Origin of the sequence: Solidesulfovibrio sp. DCME, assembly GCF_049995385.1 — a bacterium.
In the GTDB taxonomy this organism is placed as follows: domain Bacteria; phylum Desulfobacterota; class Desulfovibrionia; order Desulfovibrionales; family Desulfovibrionaceae; genus Solidesulfovibrio.
The window spans coordinates 4,722,759-4,746,387 of sequence record NZ_CP188261.1 but is presented as its reverse complement, the minus strand read 5'-3'; the positions used below and the strand labels follow the sequence as shown (position 1 = coordinate 4,746,387).

The following is a 23,629-nucleotide window of genomic DNA, read 5'->3' as shown; positions in this document are numbered from 1 at the left end:
GACGATGGCCACGCCGAAAAGAAGCAGTGTCATGCCTACGCCTCCTTTCCCTCTGCCTGCGCCGACAACCGCCCCCACAGCGAGGCCACGAACACGGCCCGGGTGAGCAGGTCCGTGAAGGTCGTGTCGTCCATGTCCGGGTAGACGCCGTGCAGGCGCTCGGCGATGGCCTCGACCGAGCCGGCCGACTCCACCAGGTCGAGCACCGGGGCGAGCAGCTGGCCGGCGATGCCGTGCAGCGTTTCGGGCGTCAGGGCGGCGGCCATGGCGTCCAGCGGATCGGTGGTGTCGCCGCCGGCCAGGGTGGCCCGGGCCTGGGCGAAATCGGTGGACGAGGCCTCGCCGCCCGGCACCGGGGCCACCGGGGTGCCGGAGACCACCTCGAAATCCTCTTCCTCCAGGTCGTAGGCCTGCATGAAATACCGCTTGGTGAATTTCACCTGGCCGGTGTCGGAAAGGGTCTTGTCCCGGGTGGCCAGCTCCTGGTCGACCTCCTCTTCCTCGAACAGCTCGAAGACCGGCCGGGTATCACCAGGGCCGAAGTTTTGCTCGCAGATCCAGTCGATGAGGTCTGCCATGGTCTCGGCCACGATCTTCTTGTCGCCGTCCTTGATCTCGTGGCGTACCCGCTCGTGCACCTCGGCGGCGGCCCGGGAGCCGCCGGACACCGATGTGGTCAGGTTTTGGCCCAGGATGCAGATGGCAATGTCCTCGTCGCAGGTGGATTTGAGGTCCTTATACAGGGAGGAGGAGCCCGCTTTGCCGGCCGCCTCGATGATCTCGGCGCTGCTGCCTTCGGGGATCACCAGCACGGCATCCTGGATGGCCCGTTCCAGCTTGTCGGCCAGATCGTCGATCTCGGTTTTGTCCGCTTGCGGGGAATGCTTGCCGATGATCCAGGCCGAGCCGAACTTTTCGATGAAGCGCAGCCAGAACTTGAGCCCCCCCTTTTTGAACGTCACCGGCCAGAAGCACCGGGATCCTTGCCGAACTCGTACAGCTCCTCGTGGAAGCTGCGCCGGCTGGCCAGGTAGGCCCGGCGCTTGGCGTCCCAATCTCCGTGGGCTTTCCAGTTCTGGATGGTCCGCACCGAGACGCCGAGCCGGCCGGCGATCTCGGCCAGGGTGCATTGCTCGATGACGAAAAGCCGCTCGGCCTCCAGGCCGTGGAGCTGCTCCTTAGCCATTGCCGTCCCCCAGCGCCTCGGCCAGCTCGGCGATCCGGGCGTCGAGGGTGCGCAGCTCGGCGTGGATGGCCACCAGGCGCGTCATGTTGGCCCCGGCCTCGGGAAGGTGCAGCTTGGCCAGGTCCGGTTCGTACGGATCGAGGCAATCCCGCAGCAGAATGAGCAGCCCCTTGCCCTCCAGGGAAAGTTCGCTCCTCTTGCGGCGTGCTTCGGACAGACGGCCTTTGGCGCGCAATATTTCATCCCGCATGGTGCATCTCCTTTTTGACCAGCGGGCACCACTGGTTCGTGTCGATTTTCGATTCCATCCGGGCGTTTTGGGCGACGACGCACTGCAACGCCTCCAACTGGCCCGTCAAAAGAGAAAACACGCGCTCCTCGCGCACGTTCATGGCTTTCATCTGCTCTTCCCAGGCCTTGGCCTGGGTGGCGAGCTGCGATTCCCAGGCCTTGACCTGGGAGCGGTGGTACAGATACCAAACGGCGAAGATGAGCGCCGGGAAGCCGATGCTCTCGATGAGTTTCAAAAAAAGCGCGCTCTCGGTCACTCCATCCCCCTGGGTTTAAAACACCTCTCTCCTTCGCCCGCTGTATAGGCGGGCTGTTTTTTTGTCCGCTGCACCGTGCACAAGAGAAATTTCCGGTGGCCCGTTAGGGTCCGCCCATCCTTGCGTCGGGTTTTCCCGGCGCTGCAACGGAGGTGCGGACATGACGGATGCCGGCAATGGTGCCAACATCGATATCCTGATTCAGGAAGCGGCCAGAAACGCCCGGTTGCCGATCGACATCGTGCGCCCCGTGGTGATCCAGGAGAGCACGGGAAACCCTTTCGCCACCCGCTTCGAGCCGGCTTTCTACGAGCGCTACCTCAAGGGGAAGCCGGTCACATTCGTCCCGAACGGTTGCTCCAGGGAAACCGAACGGATCGGGCGCGCCATGAGCTGGGGCCTCATGCAAATCATGGGGGAGACGGCCAGGTTCAAGGGGTTTCGGGGATGGTTCGGGGAACTGCTCCTGCCGGAAACCGGCCTGTTCTGGGGCTGCCGCTATCTGGCCGGGCTGCGGGACAAGTATTTTGCCCAAGGTGGTTGGCCGGGTGTTTTGCGCGCCTACAATGGTGGCCCGGGCAACTGGGACAATCCCGGCAACCACTATCCCGACGCCGTGCTGTCCCACATCCCCGGCGGCGCCTGGCCCACCACGGAGGTGAGCCATGGCTGATGGCGCGCAGATCCCGTCCTCGGTGGAGCTGCCGCCGAAGCTGCTGCACATCATCGCCGAGGCCGTCGGCACGGCCCTGGCCGAGCAGGCGGACGCGGCCGGCCAGGCGGAAACCCCGAAAGCGCCGATGCCTCCGTTGGTCGCCGCCGGCCAGTCCGTCGGCACGGCTCTGGCCCCCGTGGCCGCCCCGGTCCTGGCCAGGGCCGCAAACAAGTTCAAATGCCCCACCTTATGGGTGGCCATCGGCACCATCGCTGGGTTGTTCGTCCAGAACCCTCTCGGGCTCCAGCTCCACCCGGCCACGCAGGTGGCTGCCGCAGCCGTGGCCGCCGTCTATATGTCCGCCACCTCCATCGTGGACAGCGCCAAGAAAGGAGACGGCAATGGATAAGCGCGCGTTTCTCTTCCCGCTGCTGTGTGGCCTCGTTGCCGGCTGTGCCGCCGGTTTTCTGGTTGGTGTTTGGCTGGAGGCCCGGTCCTTGGAACGGACGCTGGCCGAAGTCCGCACTCCGAACGCGTTGGTTGGCGACCTGGCCACGGCCTTGGAGAAATCCACCACCGCCCTGGTGCGCACCACGGCCGAACGCAACCGCCTCCTGGAGCACCTGGCGGACGTCGAATCCTCCGGCCTGGCCGGCGCGGATTGCATCCCGCTCATGGTCTGGGCCTGCCCAGTCAAAGGGGGAGCCCAGTGATCGCTTACCCCAAGGAGCGTGGTGCCATCCCCTACGAGCTGTTGCGGCCGCAGCTCGATGTGTTCGTCGTCACCTGGCTCGGCGACTCGCTCTTGTCTCGGGCCATCCGACGTTTCAAACCCGGCGGGTCGCACTCCAGCATCGGCCTCAACCTCTACGGCACCATCATGCTGGTGGAGGCCATGGAACTGGGGGTCGAACCCAACCGGGCCAGCTACCGTTTCGACGCCTACTCCGGCGACATCCTGATCCACCCCATCGAAGCATCGGCGGGCGCGGCCGACGCCATCAAGGCCACCGCGCTCAAGATGTGCGGGGCGCATGTCCCAATACAAGATCCAGATCGAGGGCACGACCACGACCGCGCTGTGCGTCTATCACGTCGCCGGGCGCATGGACGTGGCGAAATAAGGGGCCGCTATGACCCAGGACGCCGAAAAATACGCCTTCACCGATGGGATAACCCCGCTCTCGGCCACCGAATTCAACACGCGGTTTTTCGACATCGTCCGTCGACTGGATGTCCTGGAGAACGTGTCCACCGATTGGGAGGCGGCCATCGCCGAGGTGCGCAACTACGGCCTGGCGCGCATCAACGACGCCGTGCGGCCGTTGGTGGAGGGCCTGCGGGCGGACCTCGAGGCCCTCATCGCCCAGGGCCAGGCGGACCTGGCCGGGCAGTCGGCCGCCGTGGCCGCCAAGCTGGCCGCGGTCGATGCCGCCCTGGCCGCCGTGGCCGCCACCATGACGGCCATCGAGGCGCGCATGGCGGCCGTCGAGGCGGCACAGGCGCAGTCGGTCCAGGATATCCTCAAACAGGCCAGACGGCTGGCCCTCATTTTCTAGGAGGCTTCCATGGCGATCAAGATTTGGCCCCTGGGCTCCGTGACACCGAACGTCGCCACGGATCTGGTCGTACCCGCCGCCGGCAAGGAGGCCGTGGTCCTGGGGCTGTTCATCTGCAACACGGGTTCCGATTCCGGCCAAGTCGCAATCATGGTCGCGGATGCCGCCGGGACGATCCTGGCGACGCTGGTGCGCACGACGCTGGACCCGAGCGATACCGTGAGCGTGGACACCAAGATTTGTCTGCCGGCGAAGACGGCGCCGGACACGGTCCGCGTGTTGTCGTCCGTGGCCGGCATGTCCTTTTTCGCGTCCGGGGATGAGGATTAGGCCATGATATCCAAACTGTCCGATCCGCCTGCCTGGACGGCCACCTGGACGCCCGGCAACGGCCTGGAACACTTCTGCGCCCTCTACGACTCGCGCGGCGACGCCACGATCGGCACCGACACGGCCATCGCGACCACGTTGGACGGCCCCATCCAGGTCGCGCGCTACGACACCCTGACCCTGGCCGCCGTAATGACGGCGGCGGTGCGCTGCCGGGGCCTGATGCTCGTGGCCGACAACCTCGTGCTGCAAGCCGCCGGCAAGCTCTCCATGGACGGACGCGGCGCGGCCGGCAACGCCGGCTGGCCCGTCGACCGGGACCTGTTCGTGCCGCAGTCCATCACCTTCACCGGCCGCCATACCAGCTACCGGCGGTTCCTGGATTGGATCAGGCAGACGGGGTTCTGCATTTTCGACCCGGTCCTGTACGCCGCCCCGCCGCCGGGCATGGGCGACGTCCGCTGCGACTGGGCGACCTGGGTGCCGCACGGCGTGCCTCTCGTGACGGCTGCCGGCTGCGGGGCTGGCGGCGCCGGGCTAGCCATCAACTACAACTGGGGCGTCTATGCGGCGGGCAATGCCGGCGCGGCGGGCAGTGGCGGCCCGGGCGGCGGCGGCAGCGGCGGCGCGGCCTGCATGGCCAACAACGGCGCCGGCTCGGCCGGACGCGGCGGCCATGGGCGCATCTGGGGCGGCGGCCCTGGCGGCGGCGCGGCCGTCGGCTCAACCGGCAAAAACGCTCCGGCCGACCCTGGGGATCCCTACGGCGGCCCGGGCGGCGCGGCGACCAGCGGCGTGCCGGACACCAACGGCGCCGGCGGCGGCGCGGGCAATCCCGGCGGCGCCGGCGTCGGTGCGGGCGTCGCCGGGAGCGACGGCACGGGCGGCACGCTGGCGGCATTCGTGCGCCAATCCGCGACCCTGGCCAGCGGCCATGTGATTTCGGCGGCCGGCAAGCCGGGCGGTGCCGGATCAAACGGCCCGGGCGGCGGCGGCAGTGGCGGCGGCATTGCCGGCCTGTTTGTGTTCGGTGGCGTCACCGGCACGCCCAACCTGGTCGCCACCGGCGGCGCCGGAGGCACCGGGGGCGATGCCCCGGGCGGCGCCGGGGGTGACGGCCACGTCCTTACCACCAGTTTCGCCGCCATGGGTTGGAGCTGATATGGTTGAGACCACCGTCACCCAGATCCTGCAAGGGCCCAAGGGCGATACCGGGCCGCGCGGCGCGGCCAGCGCCTGGTCGACGGGCGTCGGCGCCCCGGCGGCGGATGTCGGCGCCACCGGGGACATGTACCTCGATACGGCGTCCGGCGCTGTCTACGGCCCCAAGACGACGACCTGGGGTGACGCTGTCGTCGTCCTCAAAGGAGAGCCGGGGCCGCAGGGCGAGACCGGCCCCATCGGCCCGAGCGGTCCCTACGGCGAGACCGGTTCGCAAGGCGCCACCGGTCCCCAGGGCGAGGCCGGGCCACAGGGCGAAGCCGGTCCGCAAGGCCCGGCCGGCCCAACTGGCCCCACCGGTCCCCAGGGGCCACAGGGCCAGCCGGGCGACGCCGCCTCGTGGATCGTGGGGCCGGGCGCGCCCACCGCGAGCGTCGGCGCATCCGGGGACATGTACCTCGACACGGTGACCGGCGCCATTTACGGCCCCAAGGCGACGACATGGGGGGTGCCCGTTATCAACGCCAAGGGGCCGCAAGGCCCAATCGGCGTCCAGGGGCCGGCCGGCCCCCGGGGCGAGGCCGGCCCGGAAGGTCCTGCCGGCCCGCAGGGCGAAACAGGCCCGCAAGGTGCGCCTGGCACCCCTGGCACCACCGACCACACACAGCTGTCCAACATCGGCACCAAGACGCACGCCCAGATCGATACTGCTTTGGAGGCCCTTGGCTCGGGCCTAGCCGCCGAAACGGCATACAGGCAGGACCATGCGCAAGCCCCCAACCCGCACAGCGGTTCGGCCAGCCTGGTCAACCTGGCCGATCTCCAGGCAGCCATGCGGGCCTCGCTGGACGCCTTCATTGCTACTCGCGCGGTGGCCCTGGGGCTGGCCACCCTCGACGACAATGTGCTCGTCGCCCAAAACCCGGCCAGCGCCTCGCAGACGCCCGGGGCGCTCCGCATCCCGCTCACTGATGCCTCGGGGTATCTGGATGCCTGGATTCGCCCGTTCCGGCAGCTGATCACGGACAATACGACGATCTATGTCGCCCCGTACGGCAGCGATGCCACGGGGAGTGGTACGGCGCTGTACCCCTACGCCAGCATCGCCAAGGCGTTGTCCAGTATTGCCGCAAAAGCGATTGGCGACGGCGTGTTGGTCACCATCCAGTGCGCGGACGGCACCTACACGATCGCCAGCACGATACTGCTCAGCCACCCCGACCTGGATAAGATTCAAATCCTGGGCAACGTTTCGGCGGAAACGACAGTATCGATATCGGCCATCGATCCCACGGCAAAGACCATCACCGTGGCGGGCGACTACACCGCAACGCTGCTGGTCGGCGATGTCCTCGGCGTGACGGGGAGCTCCACGGCAAACACCAATGGCGCGTATAAAGCCACGTCCGTCTCGTATGCCGACGGCTATACCACCATCGGCTGCTCCGGCGATGCGGTAGCCTCGGCGACGGTCGGGGGCGGCAGTCTCGTCATCAAGCCGTGCAACCGTTGCCTGCTTAATTTCACGGGCAGCCACGGCTTCACGTTCGCCAGCCCGCATGCCCTGTATGGACTCCGTGGCTTTCGAATCGTCGGCACGTCGTCATACCGTGGCATCTACTCGTCGAAAGCAGGATTCGCGACCGTGGGGAGTCGGCTTATTCTCGAAGGCTGGGGCCGGGGGGTCTTCCTCGGGGCTGGAAGTGTTTTTGATTTAACGACAGTCTATTTTTACAACACGGAATATGGCGCCGTTTGCTATAGTGCCATAGTAAATCTCAACGCCTCCTGTGTATTCTCAAAATGCACGACGGCAATATCGCAATACAGGAGCAACACGAGCCTAGTCTCCAGTCCGGTTTTCCGCGAGGTGGCAACGAACTATTCTCCCGCGCTCAATACGGTCGGCAACGGTAACGCCTACATCACAAACGCATAGGTCACGCCATGAAAATAGTCATTGCCACGGACGGATTGGTGAAAGCAACGCACGGCGACGCCCAATACATATCCGGCGTCCCCGGGTATGCCGGCTGTCTTGTCCTCACCGTGCCTGACGGCTCGGCAGTAGAGATCGGGCAGGCCTGGTCGGTGTCGCTGACGGACGCCGTAGCGGCGCGCGTGGCCGAGGCGGCGGCGGCCTGCGACGCGGTTCTGACGCCGTTGGCAGCGCGGTTCCCGATCTGGGAGACCAAGACGTGGGACAAGCAACTCGCCGAGGCCAAAGCTTTATTGGCCGACCCAACGTTGGCTGACGCGCCGAATCCTGACAGCGACGACCCGGAAAAGCGCGTAGACCACATCCCGACCATCAGGGGAATCACCGCTGTCACGAGAGAGGATGTCGGGCAATTTGCCATATCCGTGCTGGCCAATGACGAAACATGGACGGCCATTGTGTCGAATGTCGCCGGCCAGCGGCAAGTGTTCGTGGCCCGCCTCAATGACTGCACGACCGTGGCCGACGTGCTGGCCGTGCCGCTTGCCATCAGCTTGCCGGATGTGGGACAGCCATGACGGACATCAGCGTCACGACCATCCTCCAAGGCCCCAAGGGGGATAGCGGTCCGGCGGGCGACGCCGCCGCCTGGCTGCAAGGGGCCGGTGCCCCGGGCCAGGATCTCGGCGACCGGGGCGACATGTATTTCGACACGGCCTGCGGCGCCGTGTACGGCCCCAAAACCGATTCGTGGGGCGCGCCCGTCGCCGTGCTCAAAGGGGCCGCCGGCCCCACAGGCGCGGCAGGCGCGCAAGGCGCGACAGGCCCGCGAGGCCCGGCCGGCCCCACAGGCGCGACAGGGCCACGTGGCCCGGCCGGCCCACGTGGCGAGACCGGCCCGCCCGGAGCGACCGGCCCCCGAGGCGACCAAGGACCGGCCGGCCCACAGGGGCCGGCCGGCGAGTCCGTGATCTGGGTTGTCGAGCCGGGTGTCCCCTTGGCGAGCATGGGCGACCCCGGTGACATGTATCTCGACACGGTGACCGGCGATGTCTACGGCCCCAAATCCGCCTCGTGGGGGGTCCCCGTCATCAACATCATGGGGCCACGGGGGCCTATTGGCGTGCAGGGCGTGACCGGGCAGCGTGGAGCGCAAGGCCCGATCGGGCCACAAGGCCCGATCGGGCCTTGCACATGCGCGTATCGAGGCCTTAACCTCTCGGCCTCCGGTACCGATGCCATAGTGCATATCGGCGCCGAGGAATTGGTCCTACGCGACATGACCAATAGTGGCTTGTCGCTGCGGTCGATTTCTTCCACCGTCTCAACGGCCGTCACCGGTGATGGCGGGTTGGATAACGGCACCATTGCAGTCGATTCGTGGTATGCGGTCTTCGTGATTGCTAAGACCAACGGTACAGTGTCGGCCCTACTGTCATCTAGCCTAGCAGCTCCTGCGCTTCCAGACGGTTATACGTTTTTTACACGCGTCGGCTGGATTCGTACTGATTCGTCCAACAAATTTCCATTGGGATTTACGCAATACGGCCGATGCGTTCAATACAAGATTTCATCTACCGGCAACTTAAAAGCATGGCCCATAGCATCTTCCGGAGCGATAGGCGCATTAACCAATCCGCTAACACTGCGTCCCGTCTCGGTTTCGGGCTTTGTCCCCCCGACAGCGTCTCATATATTGCTACTGGTGACGGGCGTATATGGGGCGAGTATTTTTGTCACTCCAAATAATGACGTATCATTCTCAGGTTGGCCGCAATCGATTGCAGCATTTCACGTCGAGGGCAGCAATCAAAATGGGTATTATTACACAAGGCAATGTAGTATTTTACTAGAATCAACAAACTACTACGTTGCTCAAGATAATGGAGCAAAGACATCCGTCTATGGCTGGGAGGATAATATATAATGGGGTATGCGGTAAAAACAAGTGGCGTATACGGTTGCCGGGCTGTCGCAGGCCCGGAGCATTGTATGGATGACGAGTCGTACAGTGAGTTTTTTGTCGATCGCCTCGAGGAGCTTGAATCGATCAAAGCAGCTCGGGCGGCAGAGGTGGCCGCCGCCAGTGATGCTATCCTGCTGCCGATGGCCTCTCGCTATGGCGTCATGGAGCGCCAGACATGGGATACCCAGGCCCAGGAGGCCGCCGCGTATCTGGCCGATGCCCAAGCACCCACGCCCATGCTCGACGCCATGACCACGGCTAGCGGCGTGACAAAGACTGTGCTGGCCCAACGGATCATGGTAAAGCGCCTGTCATGGTCCACCGTAAGCGGAGCCGTGATTGGGCAGGCAGGGAAACTGGTGGACCGCATCTATGCCGCAATGTCGGTTGACGAGGTGTTGGCGGTGCCGATCAATATCACCCTGCCCAAGGATAGCCGGCCATAAAGCGGATCATACGGGTGGGCAAGGCTTGGACGCGGCGCTGCTTTCCCGGGGTCTATCATCATAATGTCGTGACCTCGCAAAAGGTCCATTTGACGGGCAAGCCACTGCCGCTGCTGATCGACCTGCTGAGCGTCACGCCCGAGGGAGGCATGGTCCTCGACCCATTCCTGGGTGGCGGCACCACGGCGTTGGCGTGCATCGAGACAGGCAGGCGATTCGTCGGGATGGAGTTGTCAGGGGAGTATTACCGACTGGCAGGCGAGCGCATCGGAGCGGCCGAGCAGCGCAAAAAGTAACCCGAGAAATCCCCCTGCACAGCGCAGGGGTATTTCTCAAACTAACCTACACAAATTCTCAAACTAAGTTGCGCGTTCTAGCGGGCCGGGTGACCTTCGCACGATTTCACCCGCGTACAATCACAAATTGGGGGACAGGTGGGGGACAAAACTGCCTGCAAAAGAAAAAGGGCGTCGGCCTACTCGGCCAACGCCCTGGATATTCTGGCTCCCCGGGACGGACTCGAACCGCCAACCTAGTGGTTAACAGCCACCCGCTCTGCCAATTGAGCTACCGGGGAACATCGAAGCGAGGAAGCCATTTATACCGCCCCGCCCCGGGCGTCAAGCGCTTTTTGCCGGGACCGGAAAAAACAGTCCGTCCGGTCCCGACGGCAATTCTTGACGGCGTCACGCATTTCTCGTACCCAAATGCGCTTGCCCGCTTCGCCAAGCCAACACGCCCCAAAACACGGAGTATCCCCGTGGGCACCGACGCGCCACGCAAAAAAGAATACAAGCTCCCGGTCAAGTCCAAGCGGGTGGAGGATTTCCGCCCCCTGCTCGAAAGCCTCGACGCCCGGGACGAACTCAACGAAGTTTTCAAAAACCGCATCGCCAAGGCCGTACAGCTCCTTGACGAGGGCGTGCCGCTTTACCCCAACGACTTCGCCAAGGCCGACGACATCGGTGCCGTGGCCGCCGCCCACGAACCCCTGGACGACGAGGCCCTGGCCGGCCTGGCCGACACCTTCAAGCTGGCCGGCCGCATCGTGTCCCTGCGCTCCTTCGGCAAGGTGACCTTTTTCACCATCCAGGACGCCTCGGGCCGGCTGCAGGCCTTCGCCGAACGCGAAACCCTGGGCCAGGAAGCCTATGCCACCTTCAAGAAGTTCGACATCGGCGACATCGTCGGCGTAACCGGCAAGCTCTTTCGCACCAAGACCGGCGAACTGACGCTGCACGCTGCCGGGGTGACCCTCCTGACCAAGTCCATGCGGCCCCTGCCCGAAAAATACCACGGCCTCAAGGACGTCGAGACCCGCTACCGCCAGCGCTACGTGGACCTCATCGTCACGCCCAAATCCGTGGAGATCTTCAAGGCCCGCACGGCTATCGTGCGCGAGCTGCGCGCCTTCCTGGACGGCGCCGGCTTCATGGAGGTCGAGACCCCCATGATGCAGGCCATCCCCGGCGGCGCCACGGCCAGGCCGTTCATCACGCACCACAATGCCCTGGACATGGGGCTTTACATGCGCATCGCCCCGGAACTCTACTTGAAGCGCCTGCTCGTCGGCGGCTTCGAGAAGGTCTACGAGGTCGGGCGCAACTTCCGCAACGAAGGCATCTCCACCCGCCACAACCCCGAATTCACCATGTGCGAGTTCTACTGGGCCTTTGCCCGGTACACCGACCTCATGGACCTGACCGAGCGGCTGTTCGCCCACATCGCCCGCACCGTCACCGGTTCGGACACCGTGACCTACCAGGGCCAGGAGATCTGCCTGGCCGAGGGGAAATGGGCCCGGGTGCGCTTCCATGACTCTCTGGAGACCATCGGCGGCATATCCCCCGCCGTGTATGGCGACTTCGACGCGGCCAAGGCGCTGGTGGAAAAAAGCGGCGAGAAGGTCCTCAAGGGCGAAAAGCTCGGCAAGGTCCAGGCCAAGCTCTTCGACATCTTCGTCGAGCCCAAGCTCGTCCAGCCGCACTTTATCTACCATTACCCCACGGAGATCTCGCCGCTGTCGCGCAAAAATACCGACGACCCGAGCATCACCGACCGCTTCGAGCTGTTCATCGCCGGCCGGGAGATGGCCAACGCCTTCTCCGAACTCAACGACCCCGTGGACCAGCGCCTGCGCTTCGAGGAGCAGGTCCGCGAGAAGGAAGCCGGCGACGACGAGGCCCACCAGATGGACGACGACTACGTCCGGGCCCTGGAGTACGGCATGCCGCCGGCGGCCGGCGAGGGCATCGGCATCGACCGGCTCGTCATGCTGCTCACCGACCAGGCCTCCATCCGCGAGGTGATCCTGTTTCCGCTGCTGCGACCCGAGGGCTCGCCCGGTTCATGAGTTTCGAATACTTCATCGCCAAACGTTACCTCCTGGCCCGGCAGAAGCAGGCCTTCATCTCGGTCATTTCGCTGATCTCCGTGCTCGGGGTGGGGCTCGGCGTGGCCTCGCTGATCGTGGTGGTCGGGGTGATGCACGGCTTTTCCACCGAGCTGCGCGACAAGATCCTCGGCATCAACGCCCACATGGTGGCGGCCGTGGCCGGCGGGGCCCTGCACGACTACCGGGCCGACATGGAAAAGGCCCAGGCCGTGCCCGGGGTGCTCGGGGCCACGCCGTTCGTCTACACCGAGGTCATGCTGTCGAGCCCCCGGGGGGTCAAGGGCGTGGTCCTGCGCGGGGTCGACGCGGCCTCGGCCGGCAAGGTCCTGGCCCTGCCCGGCGAGATGACTGCCGGCCGCCTGGAGGACCTCGATGCCCAGGGCATTTTCCCGGGCATCATCGTGGGCCGCGAGCTGGCCGACCGGCTGGGGCTGTCCCTTGGCGACACGCTCAACCTCATGTCGCCCGCGGGCAAGGAAAGCGCGGCCGGCTTTTCGCCCAAGGTCAAGACCTTTGCCGTGCGCGGGTTTTTCAAGACCGGCATGTACGAATACGACTCCACCCTGGCCTACGTCTCCATCCCGGCCGCCCAGGAGTTGCTCGGTTTCAAGCGCGACATCGTCACCGGGCTGGAGCTCAAGGTGGCCGACGTGGACGCCGTGGAGGCCCTGGCGACCAAGGTCCGCCAGGCCCTGGGCGGGCCGCCGGTCTACGTGCGCACCTGGATCGACATGAACGGCAACCTTTTCAAGGCCCTGCACCTGGAAAAGACGGCCATGTTCGTGATCCTGGTCATGATCGTGCTGGTGGGCTCCTTTTCCATCATCACCACGCTCGTCATGCTGGTCATGGAAAAGACCCGCGACATCGCCATCCTCATGTCCATGGGGGCCACGGCCAAAAACATCCGGGACATCTTCATGCTCCAGGGGGCCATCATCGGGGTCGTGGGCACGGCGCTGGGCTACGCCCTGGGCCTGGGCGTGGCGCTGACCCTGGAAAAATACCAGTTCATCAAGATTCCCGGCGACGTCTATCCCATGGACCATCTGCCGGTGCGCCTGGATTGGCCGGACATGGTGGTCATCGGCGCAACGGCCCTGGCCCTGTGTTTTCTGGCCACCTTGTATCCGGCCCGCCAGGCCGCGCGCCTTAAGCCCACGGAGGCCCTGCGCCATGACTGAGGCGCCCCTTTACGCGCTGCGCGGCCTGCGCAAGGTCTACCAGGGGCCGGCCGAGGAAGTGGTGGTCATCAAAGGGCTCGATTGCGAGATTGCCGCCGGCGACACCGTGGCCATTTTGGGGGCGTCGGGCTCGGGCAAATCCACGCTGCTGCACCTGCTGGGGGCCCTGGACACCCCGACGGCCGGCGAGATCCGGTTCCGGGGCCGCGACCTGGCCGCCCTGTCCCCGGCCGAGGCGGCCCGGGTGCGCAATCGGGAGATCGGCTTTGTCTTTCAATTCCATCATCTCTTGCCGGAATTCACCGCATTGGAAAACGTGGCCATGCCGGCGCTCATTGCCCGGATGGACCGACGTGAAGCTTTTGCTCGGGCCAGGGAATCTTTGTCGCTCGTGGGACTTGATGAAAGGGCCGAACACAGGGTAACAACGCTTTCCGGGGGAGAGAGACAGCGGGCGGCCATCGCCCGTGCTGTCCTATTACGGCCGGAGGTACTGCTGGCCGACGAACCCACCGGCAATCTCGACGAAGCCACTGGCGCGAAAGTGGGCGACATGCTCGTCCGGCTCAACGCCGAGCTTGGCATGACCTTGGTTGTGGTCACCCACAACCATAACCTGGCCGCTGCGATGGGCCGGAGACTGGAGCTGCAGGGTGGAGAACTCTATGCGCGCAATGAAACGTCACGGTCTTAGGGGGCTTTTCCTTGTCGCCTGCCTTGTCCTGGCCGCCGGCCAGGCCCTGGCCCAGTCCGGCAAGGTCCTGGTGCTGCCCTTTGAGATCAATGCGGCCGACGCCTTGCAGTCCGTCCAGGGAAGCCTGCCCAGTATTTTGGCCGACAAGCTCAAGGCCGGCGGCGTGGCCGCCCAGGCCGAGGGCGGCAAGGCCGTCACGGACGTGGCCGCGGCCCGCAAGCTGGCCGCCGGGGCCCGGGCCGATTACGTGGTTTTCGGCTCCATTTCCAAGGTCGGCGAGGGCCTGAGCCTCGACGCCCGCATCGCCCGGGTCACGGGCGGCACGCCCGAGTCGGTCTTCGCCGCGGCCAAAAACCTCGTCGGCCTCGACGCCGCCGCCGGGGAGCTGGCCCAGAAGATCATCCCGCGCGTTTCGGCCGTGGGCGGTTCCAGCCGCATCGTGGAAGTCGACGTGGAGGGCAACTCCATCCTCGACAAGGAGGTCGTCCTCCTCAAGATCAAGAGCCAGGTCAACCAGACCTACGACCCCAAGGCCGTCAACGACGACATCAAGAAGCTCTTCGACATGGGCTACTTCGACGACGTCCAGGTGCGCCTCGACGACGTGCCCGGCGGCAAGCGCCTGACCTTCGTGGTCAAGGAGAAGCCGCGCATCCAGGCCATCGGCGTCACCGGCAACGGCGACGTGAAAAAGGACGACGTCCTGGAAGCCATGAGCACCAAGGCCGGCGGCGTCCTCAACCTCACGGTCCTGGCCGACGACCTGGGCAAGATCCGCGAACTCTACAGCAAGAAGGGCTACTACAAGACCGAGGTCACCTACGAACTCGAGCAGACCGACCCCCGGGTGGCCCGCCTCAACATCATCATCAAAGAGCCGAAAAAGCTCTACATCAAGGAAGTCAAGATCGAGGGCGCCAAGCAGATTCCGGCCGGCGACATCGAGTCGGAACTGTCCACCTCCACGCGGCACTTCTGGTCCTGGGTCACCGGGTCGGGCGTGCTCAAGGAGGAAATGCTCGAGCGTGACGCCGCGGCCATCGAGGCCTACTACGCCAACCGCGGCTTCGTGGACGCCAAGGTCGGCCAGCCCGACGTCGTCTACGGCGACGACGGCATTACCGTCATCTTCCGGGTGGAGGAGGGCGACCGCTACAAGGTCGGTTCCGTGGCCTTCTCCGGCGACCTGCTCTACGACGAGCCCAAGCTCATGGACCGCGTCAAGCTCGACGAGCTGTCGGCCAAGGGCGAATACTTCAACCGGTCCGTGGTGCGCGACGACCTCAATGCCCTGGCCGAGCTCTACGCCGACGACGGCTACGCCTTTGCCGAGGCCGACGTCGACATGCAAAAGCATCCCGACACCAAGGTCATCGACCTCGTCTACGTGGTCAACAAGGGCCGCAAGGTCTACGTGCGCCGTGTCACCATCGAGGGCAACGAAAAGACCCGCGACAACGTGGTGCGCCGCGAAGTGAAGCTGGCCGACGGCGACCTCTTCTCCGGCTCCAAGCTGCGCCGGTCCAACGAGCGCCTGGACAAGCTCGAATACTTCGAAAAGGTCGACATCGAGACCGTGCCCACCGACAACCCCAACGAAGTGGACATCAAGGTCAAGGTCAAGGACAAGAACACCGGTGCCATCAGCCTCGGTGCCGGCTACTCGACCTCGGACAGCGTCTTCTTCGGCGGTTCCGTGGAGGAGAAAAACCTTTTCGGCAAAGGCTACCACGCCAAGTTCCAGGGCATGTTCAGCGGCAAGTCCAGCCGAGGCGTGCTGTCGTTCACCAACCCGCGCGTGTACGACTCCAACCTGGCCGTGGGCGCCGACGTCTACCAGGTCTACAAGGCCTACGACGACTTCAAGAAGTCCACCTCGGGCGGCAAGCTCCGCTTCGCCTACCCCTTGGGCGAGTACACGATCCTGTCGTGGGACTACCGCCTGGACCACTACCACATCTATCATACCAACTGGAACGCCTCGAGCGTCATCCAGCAGTCGGCCGGCTGGCACTGGTCGAGCTCGGTGTTCGCCCAGATCGACCGCGACACCATCGACAGCGCCACCAAGCCGACCAAGGGCACGAAAAACACCCTGTCCCTGGAGTACGCCGGCGGTATCGTGGGCGGCGACGATGCCTTCGTCAAACCCATGTTCACCTCCAACTTCTTCTATCCGCTGCCCCTGGACATGGTCTTCCACTGGCGCGGCCAGGTCGGCATGATCTTCCCCAACGCCGGCGGCGACATCCCGGTCTACGAGCGCTTCTACCTCGGCGGCATCAACAACGTGCGCGGTTACGAAGTGGACAAGATCTCGCCCAAGGACCCCTGGACCCACGAACGCATCGGTGGCAAGGCCGAGGCTTTCACCAACTTCGAGACCATCTTCCCCATCAGCAAGTCCATCGGCCTGCTCGGCGTCGCCTTCTTCGACGCCGGTAATTCCTGGGGCAACTACAACCTCATCAACTCGGACATCTACAAGAGCGTCGGCGCCGGGTTGCGTTGGTATTCGCCCATGGGCCTGATCCGGGTCGAATACGGCTACGGCCTCGACGCGGCCGACCACAACATGCAACCGTCGCAGATCGGTTTCTCCATGGGCCAGACCTTCTAGGGCAATACGGATGTATGGCGCGCGCCCGGTTTCGCGACCGGGCGCACGTGTTACGGGCCGGGACCGACGCATGGGCTGCCGCAGCGTCTGTCCCCGTCGATAACGGGACTATCCAACCGGGGGGCGAAAGCCCCCCGAAACACGGACGAGCAAGGAGTCGAGCATGGGCGTTATGGTGCGGATGGTTATCGTGTTGGCTTTTTTGGTTGTGCCGATGACGGCGTTTGCCCAGGGCAAAATCGGCATCATCAACCTTGATGACGCCCTGTCCAACTCCAGCGCGGGCAAGACGGCCTTGTCGGGCCTCAAGACCAAGTTCGAGTCGCGGGAGAAGGCGCTGGCCGCCCAGGGCGAAGACCTCAAGAAGATGCAGGACGAACTGCAGAAAAAAAGCGTGGCCCTGTCCCAGGACGCCATGAAGAGCAAGGCGGCCGACTTCGAGGGCAAGGCCCGCAAGTACATCGAAGACCGCAACAAGCTGCAGCAGGAAGAGCAGCAGGCCCAGCAGTCCGTGCTCCAGCCCCTGCTGTCGCGCCTGCAGAAGATCGTCACCGAGTACGCCAGCAAGAACGGCTACACCGTGATCCTGGAAGCCCGCAGCGTGCCGTACTACGATCCCAGCATGGACGTGACGGCCGCTGTCCAGGCGCAGTTCGACAAGAGCAAGTAGGGTCGGGCTACCCGGCGTCCGGGAGTGGGGCCGCGTCCGTACGGGCCGACGACTGGGGCGATAAAGCGGAACCTTGCTATCCGGCAGGCATCACGGCAGGTCCTGGTGTCCGTGCCGGCGGTTGTTCGGGCCGAAGCGCGTTGCGCTTCGGCCCTTTTCACACCCAACGGGAGAAACCCATGACCGCAGCGCCAGACGGCATCGGCATCGGCGAGATCTTCGACCTCCTGCCCCATCGCTACCCCTTCCTGCTCGTGGACCGGGTCCTCGAATTCGTGCCGGGCCAGTCCATTGTGGCCATCAAAAACGTGACCATCAACGAACCCTTTTTCCAGGGGCATTTCCCCGGCGCGCCGGTCATGCCGGGCATGCTCATCCTGGAGGCCCTGGCCCAGGCCGGTGGGGTGCTCGTGTCCAAAAGCCTGGAAGGCCCCCTGGGCGACCGCATTTTCATGTTCACCGGGGTGGAGAAGGCCAAATTCCGCCGACCCGTGGTGCCGGGCGACCAGTTGCGGCTGCGCTGCTTCGACCTCAAACGCCGGCTGACCTTGTGCCGGATGCGGGCCGAGGCCCATGTGGATGGGGTGCTCGTGGCCGAGGCGGAATTGTCCGCCGCCGTGGCCGACAAGAAAGCCTTGGGCTGACGGTCCGGAAGGCCAACGGCCTGTCGGCTGGGCCGCGCGCACTGCGGAGCCGGTCGGTCGACGGGACGAGCCCCACGGCCTGGGCCGTTCGGTGACCATGCCCGAGGCCGGCGCCGGCCCGGCCGTGGGCTCCGTGTGACGGGGCGGCGGGATCAGGCCAGGTCGGCTTCCAGAAAGGCCGTCAGGTCGGGCCGGCCTTCCAGGCGCTGGCAGTCCGCCTCCACCGCGCCGATATTGTCCGCCAAAAGTTCCACCAGGCGCGCGTCGATGCGCCCGGCCCTGGCTTCCTGCCACAGGATGCCCAGGGCCTTTTCGCGTGGCAGGGCGGGCTTGTAGTGCCGGGCCATGGTGATGGCATCGTAGATGTCCACGATGGCGATGATGCGGCTTTGCAGGAGGATGTCGGCGTCCTTGAGGCCGCCCGGATAGCCCGATCCGTCCAGGCGCTCGTGGTGCTGGGAAATGATGTCGAGCAGCCGGGCCATGTTGTCGGGGAAGGGGATGTGGCGCAGGATGCGGTGGGATTCCGCCGGGTGGCGCTCGATTTCCCGGCGTTCCTCGGGCGTCAGGTTGCCGCGCGGGATGAGCAGGCAGGTGATCTCCCGCTCGCTTAAAAGCGAAAACGACCGGTCGCCGATGCCGACCTGGCGCGCGCCGAGGCCGGCCACGAACAGGGCGTCCTCGCGGCTGACCGTATCCCCGGCGTTGATGCGCGAAAGGCGTTCGTAATCCGCATCGGCCAGGGCGCCCGTGACCAGGGCTTCCAGGGCCAGGCGCTGGCCGATGACGTCCATGGTGCCTTGGGAAAGGCGCGTGGCCTTGGTCAGGACTTCCTCGCGGATGCCGATCTTGCCCACGTCGTGCAACAGGCCGGCGAAAAGAAGCTCTTCGAGGTCGTTTGGCGAAAAGCACACGTCCGGGAAAAAACGCCGATCCAGGTGCACGACCCTGGCCAGGGCCACGCCCAGGCGGGCCACCCGCTGGGAATGACCGGCGGTGAAGGGGTCGCGGGCATCAATGGCCGTGGCCAGGGCCTGCATGAGGGAATTGATGAGCCCCTGGACGGATTCGAAATGCAGGGCGTTGCCCAGGGCGATGCCGGCGACCGTGGCCAGGGTGCCCACGTACTGCAGGTGGCTGGCCTCGAAACGCCCGGCCGTGGCCGCGCCCAGGGCCAGCATGCCCACGCAGCGGCTGGCGGCGCACAGCGGGCACAGCAGCAGGGAGCCCAGGCGGGCCTCGCCCCGCCAGCGGGTGTCCCGGTCCAGGTCGTTGACGATCTCCCCCTTCTGGGTGCGGGCCACGTCCCAGAACAGCGTGGAGCGGGCCGTGTCGGCCATGTGCCAGTCCCCGACTTCGCCGTAGCCGGCGATGGGGGTGAAAGTGTCGCTGCCCGGCGCCCGCAGGAAGACCATCCCCGCCTCGGCAGGGATTTCGCCCTGGCGGCATTCCAAAAGCAGGGCCTGGGCCGCGTCGCGGGGGCGCAAGGAGCCGTTGAGGCTCAGGGTCGCCCGGTGGAGCAGGGAAATTTCGCGGTATTTGCCCAGAGCCTCGGCCGCCAGGCTGCGTTTGGCCGCTTCGCCGGCAATGGCCTGTTCCAGGCAGTCGGCGACGAAGCGGGCCATGCCGGGCAGTACGGCCGCCCGGGCCGACTCCGGACAGGCCGCAGGCGGCGGGCAGCAATCCAGGTAGCCGACAAGGGCGCCGTCGAGGCGCAGGGGTTCGCTGTGGCAGGCCGTGGGCGGCGTATCGCCATGTTCGCGAACGCGCGCCTGCCAACCCGGCCCGAGAAAGGTCTCGGCCCGGTCGAGCAGGGGTGCCAACAGCCTTTTTTTGAGGAGACGGCGAAGCGGAACCATGGATCCTCGCAGCCGTCGCGCGTCAGTCGCCTATGCCCAACAGTTCCTTGGCCACGCGCAGGACCTCGTCGGGATCGAACGGCTTGGTCATATAGCGGCTCGCGCCGAGGTCGAGGCCTTGCCGCCGGTCGACTTCCTGGCCTTTGGCCGTCAGGAGCACGATGCCGATGCCGGTGATGGACGGGTCTTCCTTGACATGCTGGCAGACCTCGTAGCCATTGAGCTTGGGCATCATGATGTCCAAAAACACGACATCGGGTTTGGCGGAGCGAATCAGCGCCAGCCCCTCTTCGCCGTTTTGGGCGGAAAGGATCTCCACGTCGTGATCCTCTTCCAGTTCCTCGAGCGTTTGCTCAAGAAGCATGCGGATATGCACCTCATCATCGACGATGAGTATCTTCCCGGGCATGCGGGTCTCCTTGATGGCGCCAACCAGCTCGAATAGTAGTGAAAGGACTGATTCTTGGCAAGGCGTGACCCGAAAAAAAACGCTGTAAAACCGGTCGTCACGGAGGGGAATACGCTAGGAAACAGGGACTTGACCGGTGACGGCTCAAAAAATACCAAAAAAAAGGAACGGCTAGGAAAGAAAAAAAAGGGACTGGCGGTCACGAAAAAAAATGAAAATTACGTAAACGACCAAGCCGTGATCGTGGCACGCGCCGTTGTCGGTGGCGATAGACGGCGTAGGGCTGTCCGCGAGGCGTGCCGCGACAGCGCCGTCGTGCAGTTCGGCGCTCCTGCCCAGGCACCAGGGCAGGCAGTGTAGTCACGGCTGGCAATAAGGGCCAGTCGGCCAGGCGCCTCGTGCGGGCGCTGACAGACCGGTCAGCCGCCTCGCGAGGACGCCGGCGGGCCGGTTGGGCGGGGGATGCACCCCCGCGGCGAACCGTGCCGCTTCGCTTCGGCGCCTGGTACCAACGGAGCGAAGAAGCGAGGCAAACGGAACAACTCCCCCCCGACTACGAAAAGGGGCTGCGACCCTGGGGCGGCTCAATGGGAATCGCAGGCACCGCCGCAATTGCCGCCGGCTTCGGAAAAATCCAGGCTGGACTGGATCAGAAAGCCCGTCTCGTCGCAGTCCACCACCAGGGGGGCGGCCTGGAGTAACAACTGGCGATTGACGACCAATTGCCAGCCGTCCGTGTCGAAGGTGGCGTCGTCGCCAGCGGGTTCGGCCAGGGAGAGTTCCAGGCGCGGGCCGCTGTCGCTTAGAAAGGACAGGAAGACGCGCAGGCAAGGGCGCTGGCCTTCGGGAAACCGCAGGGCCAGGGCGGCACTGGCGGCCGGTGTCAAACGCAGGAGATCGGCTTGGTGCATGTCCATGCCCAGGAGTTACGGCGAGGAAAACCGGCTGTCAACGGGAACAAAAGGGGACCGGCCAATGCGGTCCCCTGCGAAAACGTCGGGTATGCCGCTGCGGGATCAGCCGCAGGAGCCGCCACCGCAGGAGCCGCCGCCACAGGAGCCGGCGCCGCAGGAGCCGCCACCGAGCTGCAGGCTGGAGCTGACGGAAAAACCGTAGTCCGTCATGTCCACGGTGATGGGGGTGGCCATGGCCATGAGTTCCTTGTCCACCACGAACGTATAGCCGTTCAAATCGAAGACGTCGTCGCCGTCACGGGGTTCATCCAGGGCAAGGGTGAGGGACGGGCCGCAGCAGCCGCCCTTGTTGAGGTAAACGCGTATGGGAGTTTTCTGTTTGTCGGCGAAATAATTGTCGAGTTCGGCGCGCGCCGTGTCCGTCAAAGAAACCATGCGATCCTCCAGGAAAGAGTTGCCAAAGGGGTAATCACCGAAGATTGGCTTGTCAAATACGGTCGCCCTATGGAACGGCCGCCAACCTTCGGTGATTCCCTATGGCATATTTCCCGGGGATCAGCCCGTGGAACAAGAGCCGCTGGAGCAGGAAGAGCCGCAGCCGCCTCCGCCCAGTTCCAGGCGGGAGCTGACCGAAAAACCCATGTAGGTCATGTCGACCACCATGGGCGAGGCTTTCTCAAGCAGTTCTTTTTCGACGACAAAGGTATATCCGGAAACGTCGAGGACCTCGTCCGTGTCGCGCGGCTCATCCAGAGCCAGCGCAAGTCTCGGGCCAGCTCAGCCGCCGGACGAGAGGTATATCCGGATGGGGCTTTTTTCTTTTTCGGCAAAATACCCGTCGAGTTGGGTTTTTGCACTGACCGTCAATTCGACCATGGAATCCTCCTGGGCAAGCTCGTTCGATGCAACTAAGCACGACCGATCGGAAAGTCAAATGGAACGCGCCCGGACCTATCGGGGCCGTCGGATGGCCTCCGCGAGCGGCGCGTACTCCCCGGCAGCTACGCAACGCGCACCGACCGATCGGGACATTGCCAGGCCGGGGAGGTTTGCGGTATGCGCGGGAAAAGCCCCGAGGGATGCCTGTGACAAAACGGAAAAAAATCATGACCGCTGGCGAGGTGCGCCGGACCCTGGAACGGCTGGCTTCCGAACTCGTCGAACGCCACGATCCGTCCTGCGGCCTGGCCCTGGTCGGTATCCAGCGGCGCGGGGCGGAACTGGCCACGCGGCTCAAGGCCCTCATCGACGCCCGGGGCCGTTGCGACGTGCCCCTGGGCAAGCTCGACATCAACCTCTACCGCGACGACTGGACCAACCGTGAGGTCCAGCCGCAGGTGGGGCCGTCGGACATCCCGTTTTCCCTGGCCGAGAAAAACGTGGTCCTCGTGGACGACGTGCTTTTTTCCGGCCGCACCATCCGGGCCGCCCTGGAGGCGCTGCTCGACTACGGCCGGCCCAGGCGCGTGGAACTGCTCGTGCTCATCGACCGGCGGGGGCACCGCGAACTGCCCATCCAGGCCGATTACGTGGGCAAGCGCGTGCACACCGAGCCTGGCGAGCACGTGGATGTGGCCGTGTCCGAACTCGACGGCGAGGATGGGGTGTTGCTCGTCGAGGAGCTGTCCGAGCGCTAACCGCTCCCCGGCCCCTTGGCCCGCAAACGCTTTTGCCCATCGAACGGAAGCCGTCCGTTTTGGCCTCAGGACGACCAGCGCCATGACACAAGCCAAGAAACGCCAATACCGCCACCTGCCGGCCTTCATCCTGCTGGCCCTGGCCCAGGGGCCGCTCCACGGCGGCGGCCTGCGCGGCATGTTCGCCAGCCAGGGCCTGGAGCTGGCCGTCGATTCCGCCGCCGTCTACCGGACGTTGCGCCAGCTCGAAGCCGAGGGCGCCGTCACCTCCGCCTGGGATGCCAGCCGGGCCGGGCCGGCCCTGCGCGTCTACAGCCTGACCGCAGCGGGGCACGACAAGCTGGATGCCTGGAAGGCGGACATCGAGCATCGCCTCGCCCTGCTGACAAACTTCCTGCACGCCTACGATCGCCTGCCCCCGCGCGGCCCGGCTTCCTGAACGGGAGCGCAAACGCCCCGGATCCGTCGCGTCCCCTTCGAGGGAACTCCCCGGCAGGTTTTGCACAAAGGGGCTGGGGAGAAGCCCCCGGCGGACCATGGGCTACCGTTCCTTTGAATCCCGTAACAGTCCAAGCTTGTTGCCTTTCAGGCAGTCGGGCCGCTCCCGAGTGGTTCAGGGTTAAGCAAACCCCTCCCCTGTCTTTTTCAGGCGCCGCCTCGGGCAACACCAGTCCGTTGGGGCGCCTCGCCGTTGCCGCGTGGGCCTGAGTGGGGTGGCTTGACAAACACGCAGCAAGATGCTCAATACATCTAACTGTTATTTACAGTAAGATGTTTTCGTCCCCATGAACCGACGGGGACTGCGGCCGGGGA

The 23,629-nt window shown here is 65.1% G+C and carries 29 protein-coding genes and 1 tRNA gene; 20 read left to right on the top strand and 10 right to left on the bottom strand.

Translation table 11 applies throughout. The features are described 5' to 3' along the window. Positions 1-35 precede the first annotated feature (35 nt). Genes ACP59X_RS21090 through ACP59X_RS21075 form a run of 4 tightly spaced genes read right to left on the bottom strand, consistent with a single transcriptional unit; the run spans position 36 to position 1,734 of the window. Positions 36-962, bottom strand: a complete 927-nt coding sequence (locus tag ACP59X_RS21090) for a phage portal protein family protein (RefSeq protein WP_428562322.1) — start codon at positions 960-962, stop codon at positions 36-38. Continuing rightward, on the bottom strand, positions 959-1,186 hold the full coding sequence (locus tag ACP59X_RS21085; protein WP_428562320.1) for a phage terminase small subunit-related protein: 228 nt from the start codon (positions 1,184-1,186) through the stop codon (positions 959-961). The genes ACP59X_RS21090 and ACP59X_RS21085 overlap by 4 nt, the downstream gene beginning before the upstream one ends. Next, positions 1,179-1,436, bottom strand: coding sequence for a hypothetical protein (locus ACP59X_RS21080; RefSeq protein WP_428562318.1), 258 nt, complete (start codon positions 1,434-1,436; stop codon positions 1,179-1,181). Before ACP59X_RS21080 ends, ACP59X_RS21085 begins: the two co-directional genes overlap by 8 nt. Continuing rightward, on the bottom strand, positions 1,426-1,734 hold the full coding sequence (locus ACP59X_RS21075; RefSeq protein WP_428562316.1) for a hypothetical protein: 309 nt from the start codon (positions 1,732-1,734) through the stop codon (positions 1,426-1,428). The genes ACP59X_RS21080 and ACP59X_RS21075 overlap by 11 nt, the downstream gene beginning before the upstream one ends. Positions 1,735-1,894: 160 nt before the next feature. Between ACP59X_RS21075 and ACP59X_RS21070 the strand changes: the two genes are divergently transcribed. The 11 genes from ACP59X_RS21070 to ACP59X_RS21020 all read left to right on the top strand — a co-directional run bounded on the left by ACP59X_RS21070 (position 1,895) and on the right by ACP59X_RS21020 (position 10,086). Next, positions 1,895-2,407: a transglycosylase SLT domain-containing protein gene (locus tag ACP59X_RS21070; RefSeq protein WP_428562314.1), complete on the top strand. Its 513-nt coding sequence runs from the start codon at positions 1,895-1,897 to the stop codon at positions 2,405-2,407. Continuing rightward, positions 2,400-2,798 carry a hypothetical protein gene (locus ACP59X_RS21065; protein WP_428562312.1) on the top strand — a complete coding sequence of 133 codons (399 nt, stop codon included), beginning with the start codon at positions 2,400-2,402 and terminating at the stop codon, positions 2,796-2,798. The genes ACP59X_RS21070 and ACP59X_RS21065 overlap by 8 nt, the downstream gene beginning before the upstream one ends. After that, positions 2,791-3,102: a hypothetical protein gene (locus ACP59X_RS21060; RefSeq protein ID WP_428562310.1), complete on the top strand. Its 312-nt coding sequence runs from the start codon at positions 2,791-2,793 to the stop codon at positions 3,100-3,102. Before ACP59X_RS21065 ends, ACP59X_RS21060 begins: the two co-directional genes overlap by 8 nt. Positions 3,103-3,522: 420 nt before the next feature. Next, positions 3,523-3,948, top strand: coding sequence for a hypothetical protein (locus tag ACP59X_RS21055; RefSeq protein WP_428562308.1), 426 nt, complete (start codon positions 3,523-3,525; stop codon positions 3,946-3,948). A 9-nt stretch (positions 3,949-3,957) separates the two neighbouring features. Next, entirely contained in the window at positions 3,958-4,278 is a 321-nt protein-coding gene (locus ACP59X_RS21050; protein WP_428562306.1) for an amidohydrolase, read from the top strand. A gap of 3 nt (positions 4,279-4,281) precedes the next feature. Then, positions 4,282-5,439, top strand: coding sequence for a hypothetical protein (locus tag ACP59X_RS21045; protein WP_428562304.1), 1,158 nt, complete (start codon positions 4,282-4,284; stop codon positions 5,437-5,439). Position 5,440: 1 nt separating this feature from the next. Next, positions 5,441-7,378 (top strand): collagen-like domain-containing protein, encoded by a 1,938-nt coding sequence (locus tag ACP59X_RS21040; protein WP_428562302.1) that lies wholly within the window; start codon positions 5,441-5,443, stop codon positions 7,376-7,378. Between the two features lie 8 nt (positions 7,379-7,386). Beyond that, a complete protein-coding gene (locus tag ACP59X_RS21035) occupies positions 7,387-7,956 on the top strand; it encodes a hypothetical protein (RefSeq protein ID WP_428562300.1) in 570 nt (189 codons plus the stop codon). 389 nt (positions 7,957-8,345) lie between these two features. Further along, positions 8,346-9,305: a collagen-like triple helix repeat-containing protein gene (locus tag ACP59X_RS21030; protein WP_428562298.1), complete on the top strand. Its 960-nt coding sequence runs from the start codon at positions 8,346-8,348 to the stop codon at positions 9,303-9,305. Positions 9,306-9,370: 65 nt separating this feature from the next. Further along, positions 9,371-9,790: a hypothetical protein gene (locus tag ACP59X_RS21025; RefSeq protein ID WP_428562296.1), complete on the top strand. Its 420-nt coding sequence runs from the start codon at positions 9,371-9,373 to the stop codon at positions 9,788-9,790. A 14-nt stretch (positions 9,791-9,804) separates the two neighbouring features. Further along, positions 9,805-10,086 (top strand): DNA methyltransferase, encoded by a 282-nt coding sequence (locus ACP59X_RS21020; RefSeq protein ID WP_428562294.1) that lies wholly within the window; start codon positions 9,805-9,807, stop codon positions 10,084-10,086. 205 nt (positions 10,087-10,291) lie between these two features. On the opposite strand, the gene ACP59X_RS21015 is transcribed toward ACP59X_RS21020, so the two are convergent. Then, positions 10,292-10,367 (bottom strand) — tRNA-Asn (locus ACP59X_RS21015). A gap of 183 nt (positions 10,368-10,550) precedes the next feature. Between ACP59X_RS21015 and lysS the strand changes: the two genes are divergently transcribed. The 6 genes from lysS (at position 10,551) to fabZ (ending at position 17,997) form a co-directional block, all read left to right on the top strand. Beyond that, positions 10,551-12,143 carry a lysine--tRNA ligase gene (lysS, locus tag ACP59X_RS21010; RefSeq protein WP_428562292.1) on the top strand — a complete coding sequence of 531 codons (1,593 nt, stop codon included), beginning with the start codon at positions 10,551-10,553 and terminating at the stop codon, positions 12,141-12,143. Further along, a complete protein-coding gene (locus tag ACP59X_RS21005; RefSeq protein ID WP_428562290.1) occupies positions 12,140-13,369 on the top strand; it encodes a lipoprotein-releasing ABC transporter permease subunit in 1,230 nt (409 codons plus the stop codon). The genes lysS and ACP59X_RS21005 overlap by 4 nt, the downstream gene beginning before the upstream one ends. Then, positions 13,362-14,063 (top strand): ABC transporter ATP-binding protein, encoded by a 702-nt coding sequence (locus ACP59X_RS21000; protein ID WP_428562288.1) that lies wholly within the window; start codon positions 13,362-13,364, stop codon positions 14,061-14,063. Before ACP59X_RS21005 ends, ACP59X_RS21000 begins: the two co-directional genes overlap by 8 nt. Continuing rightward, positions 14,035-16,683 carry an outer membrane protein assembly factor BamA gene (gene bamA / locus ACP59X_RS20995; protein ID WP_428562286.1) on the top strand — a complete coding sequence of 883 codons (2,649 nt, stop codon included), beginning with the start codon at positions 14,035-14,037 and terminating at the stop codon, positions 16,681-16,683. The genes ACP59X_RS21000 and bamA overlap by 29 nt, the downstream gene beginning before the upstream one ends. A 163-nt stretch (positions 16,684-16,846) precedes the next feature. Continuing rightward, positions 16,847-17,353: an OmpH/Skp family outer membrane protein gene (locus ACP59X_RS20990; RefSeq protein ID WP_428562284.1), complete on the top strand. Its 507-nt coding sequence runs from the start codon at positions 16,847-16,849 to the stop codon at positions 17,351-17,353. 179 nt (positions 17,354-17,532) lie between these two features. After that, positions 17,533-17,997 (top strand): 3-hydroxyacyl-ACP dehydratase FabZ, encoded by a 465-nt coding sequence (gene fabZ, locus ACP59X_RS20985; protein ID WP_428562282.1) that lies wholly within the window; start codon positions 17,533-17,535, stop codon positions 17,995-17,997. Between the two features lie 152 nt (positions 17,998-18,149). On the opposite strand, the gene ACP59X_RS20980 is transcribed toward fabZ, so the two are convergent. Further along, on the bottom strand, positions 18,150-19,856 hold the full coding sequence (locus ACP59X_RS20980; RefSeq protein WP_428562280.1) for an HD domain-containing phosphohydrolase: 1,707 nt from the start codon (positions 19,854-19,856) through the stop codon (positions 18,150-18,152). Positions 19,857-19,878: 22 nt separating this feature from the next. Further along, entirely contained in the window at positions 19,879-20,265 is a 387-nt protein-coding gene (locus ACP59X_RS20975; protein ID WP_428562278.1) for a response regulator transcription factor, read from the bottom strand. Between the two features lie 54 nt (positions 20,266-20,319). Here ACP59X_RS20975 and ACP59X_RS20970 point away from each other — a divergent pair, with 54 nt between their 5' ends. Further along, positions 20,320-20,625, top strand: a complete 306-nt coding sequence (locus ACP59X_RS20970; RefSeq protein ID WP_428562276.1) for a hypothetical protein — start codon at positions 20,320-20,322, stop codon at positions 20,623-20,625. Between the two features lie 224 nt (positions 20,626-20,849). On the opposite strand, the gene ACP59X_RS20965 is transcribed toward ACP59X_RS20970, so the two are convergent. The 3 genes from ACP59X_RS20965 to ACP59X_RS20955 form a co-directional block, all read right to left on the bottom strand. Further along, the gene (locus tag ACP59X_RS20965) at positions 20,850-21,176 is read right to left on the bottom strand and encodes a hypothetical protein (RefSeq protein WP_428562274.1); all 327 of its coding nucleotides are present in this window, start codon (positions 21,174-21,176) and stop codon (positions 20,850-20,852) included. A 105-nt stretch (positions 21,177-21,281) separates the two neighbouring features. Further along, positions 21,282-21,614 carry an IscA/HesB family protein gene (locus ACP59X_RS20960; RefSeq protein ID WP_428562272.1) on the bottom strand — a complete coding sequence of 111 codons (333 nt, stop codon included), beginning with the start codon at positions 21,612-21,614 and terminating at the stop codon, positions 21,282-21,284. Positions 21,615-21,734: 120 nt separating this feature from the next. Further along, complete coding sequence (locus tag ACP59X_RS20955) at positions 21,735-22,055, bottom strand: IscA/HesB family protein (RefSeq protein WP_428562270.1); 321 nt, start codon at positions 22,053-22,055, stop codon at positions 21,735-21,737. 203 nt (positions 22,056-22,258) lie between these two features. Between ACP59X_RS20955 and pyrR the strand changes: the two genes are divergently transcribed. Together pyrR and ACP59X_RS20945 are read left to right on the top strand one after the other, a co-directional pair. Beyond that, the gene (pyrR, locus tag ACP59X_RS20950) at positions 22,259-22,816 is read left to right on the top strand and encodes a bifunctional pyr operon transcriptional regulator/uracil phosphoribosyltransferase PyrR (RefSeq protein ID WP_428562268.1); all 558 of its coding nucleotides are present in this window, start codon (positions 22,259-22,261) and stop codon (positions 22,814-22,816) included. 82 nt (positions 22,817-22,898) lie between these two features. Beyond that, positions 22,899-23,255, top strand: coding sequence for a helix-turn-helix transcriptional regulator (locus tag ACP59X_RS20945; RefSeq protein WP_428562266.1), 357 nt, complete (start codon positions 22,899-22,901; stop codon positions 23,253-23,255). Positions 23,256-23,629 lie beyond the last annotated feature (374 nt).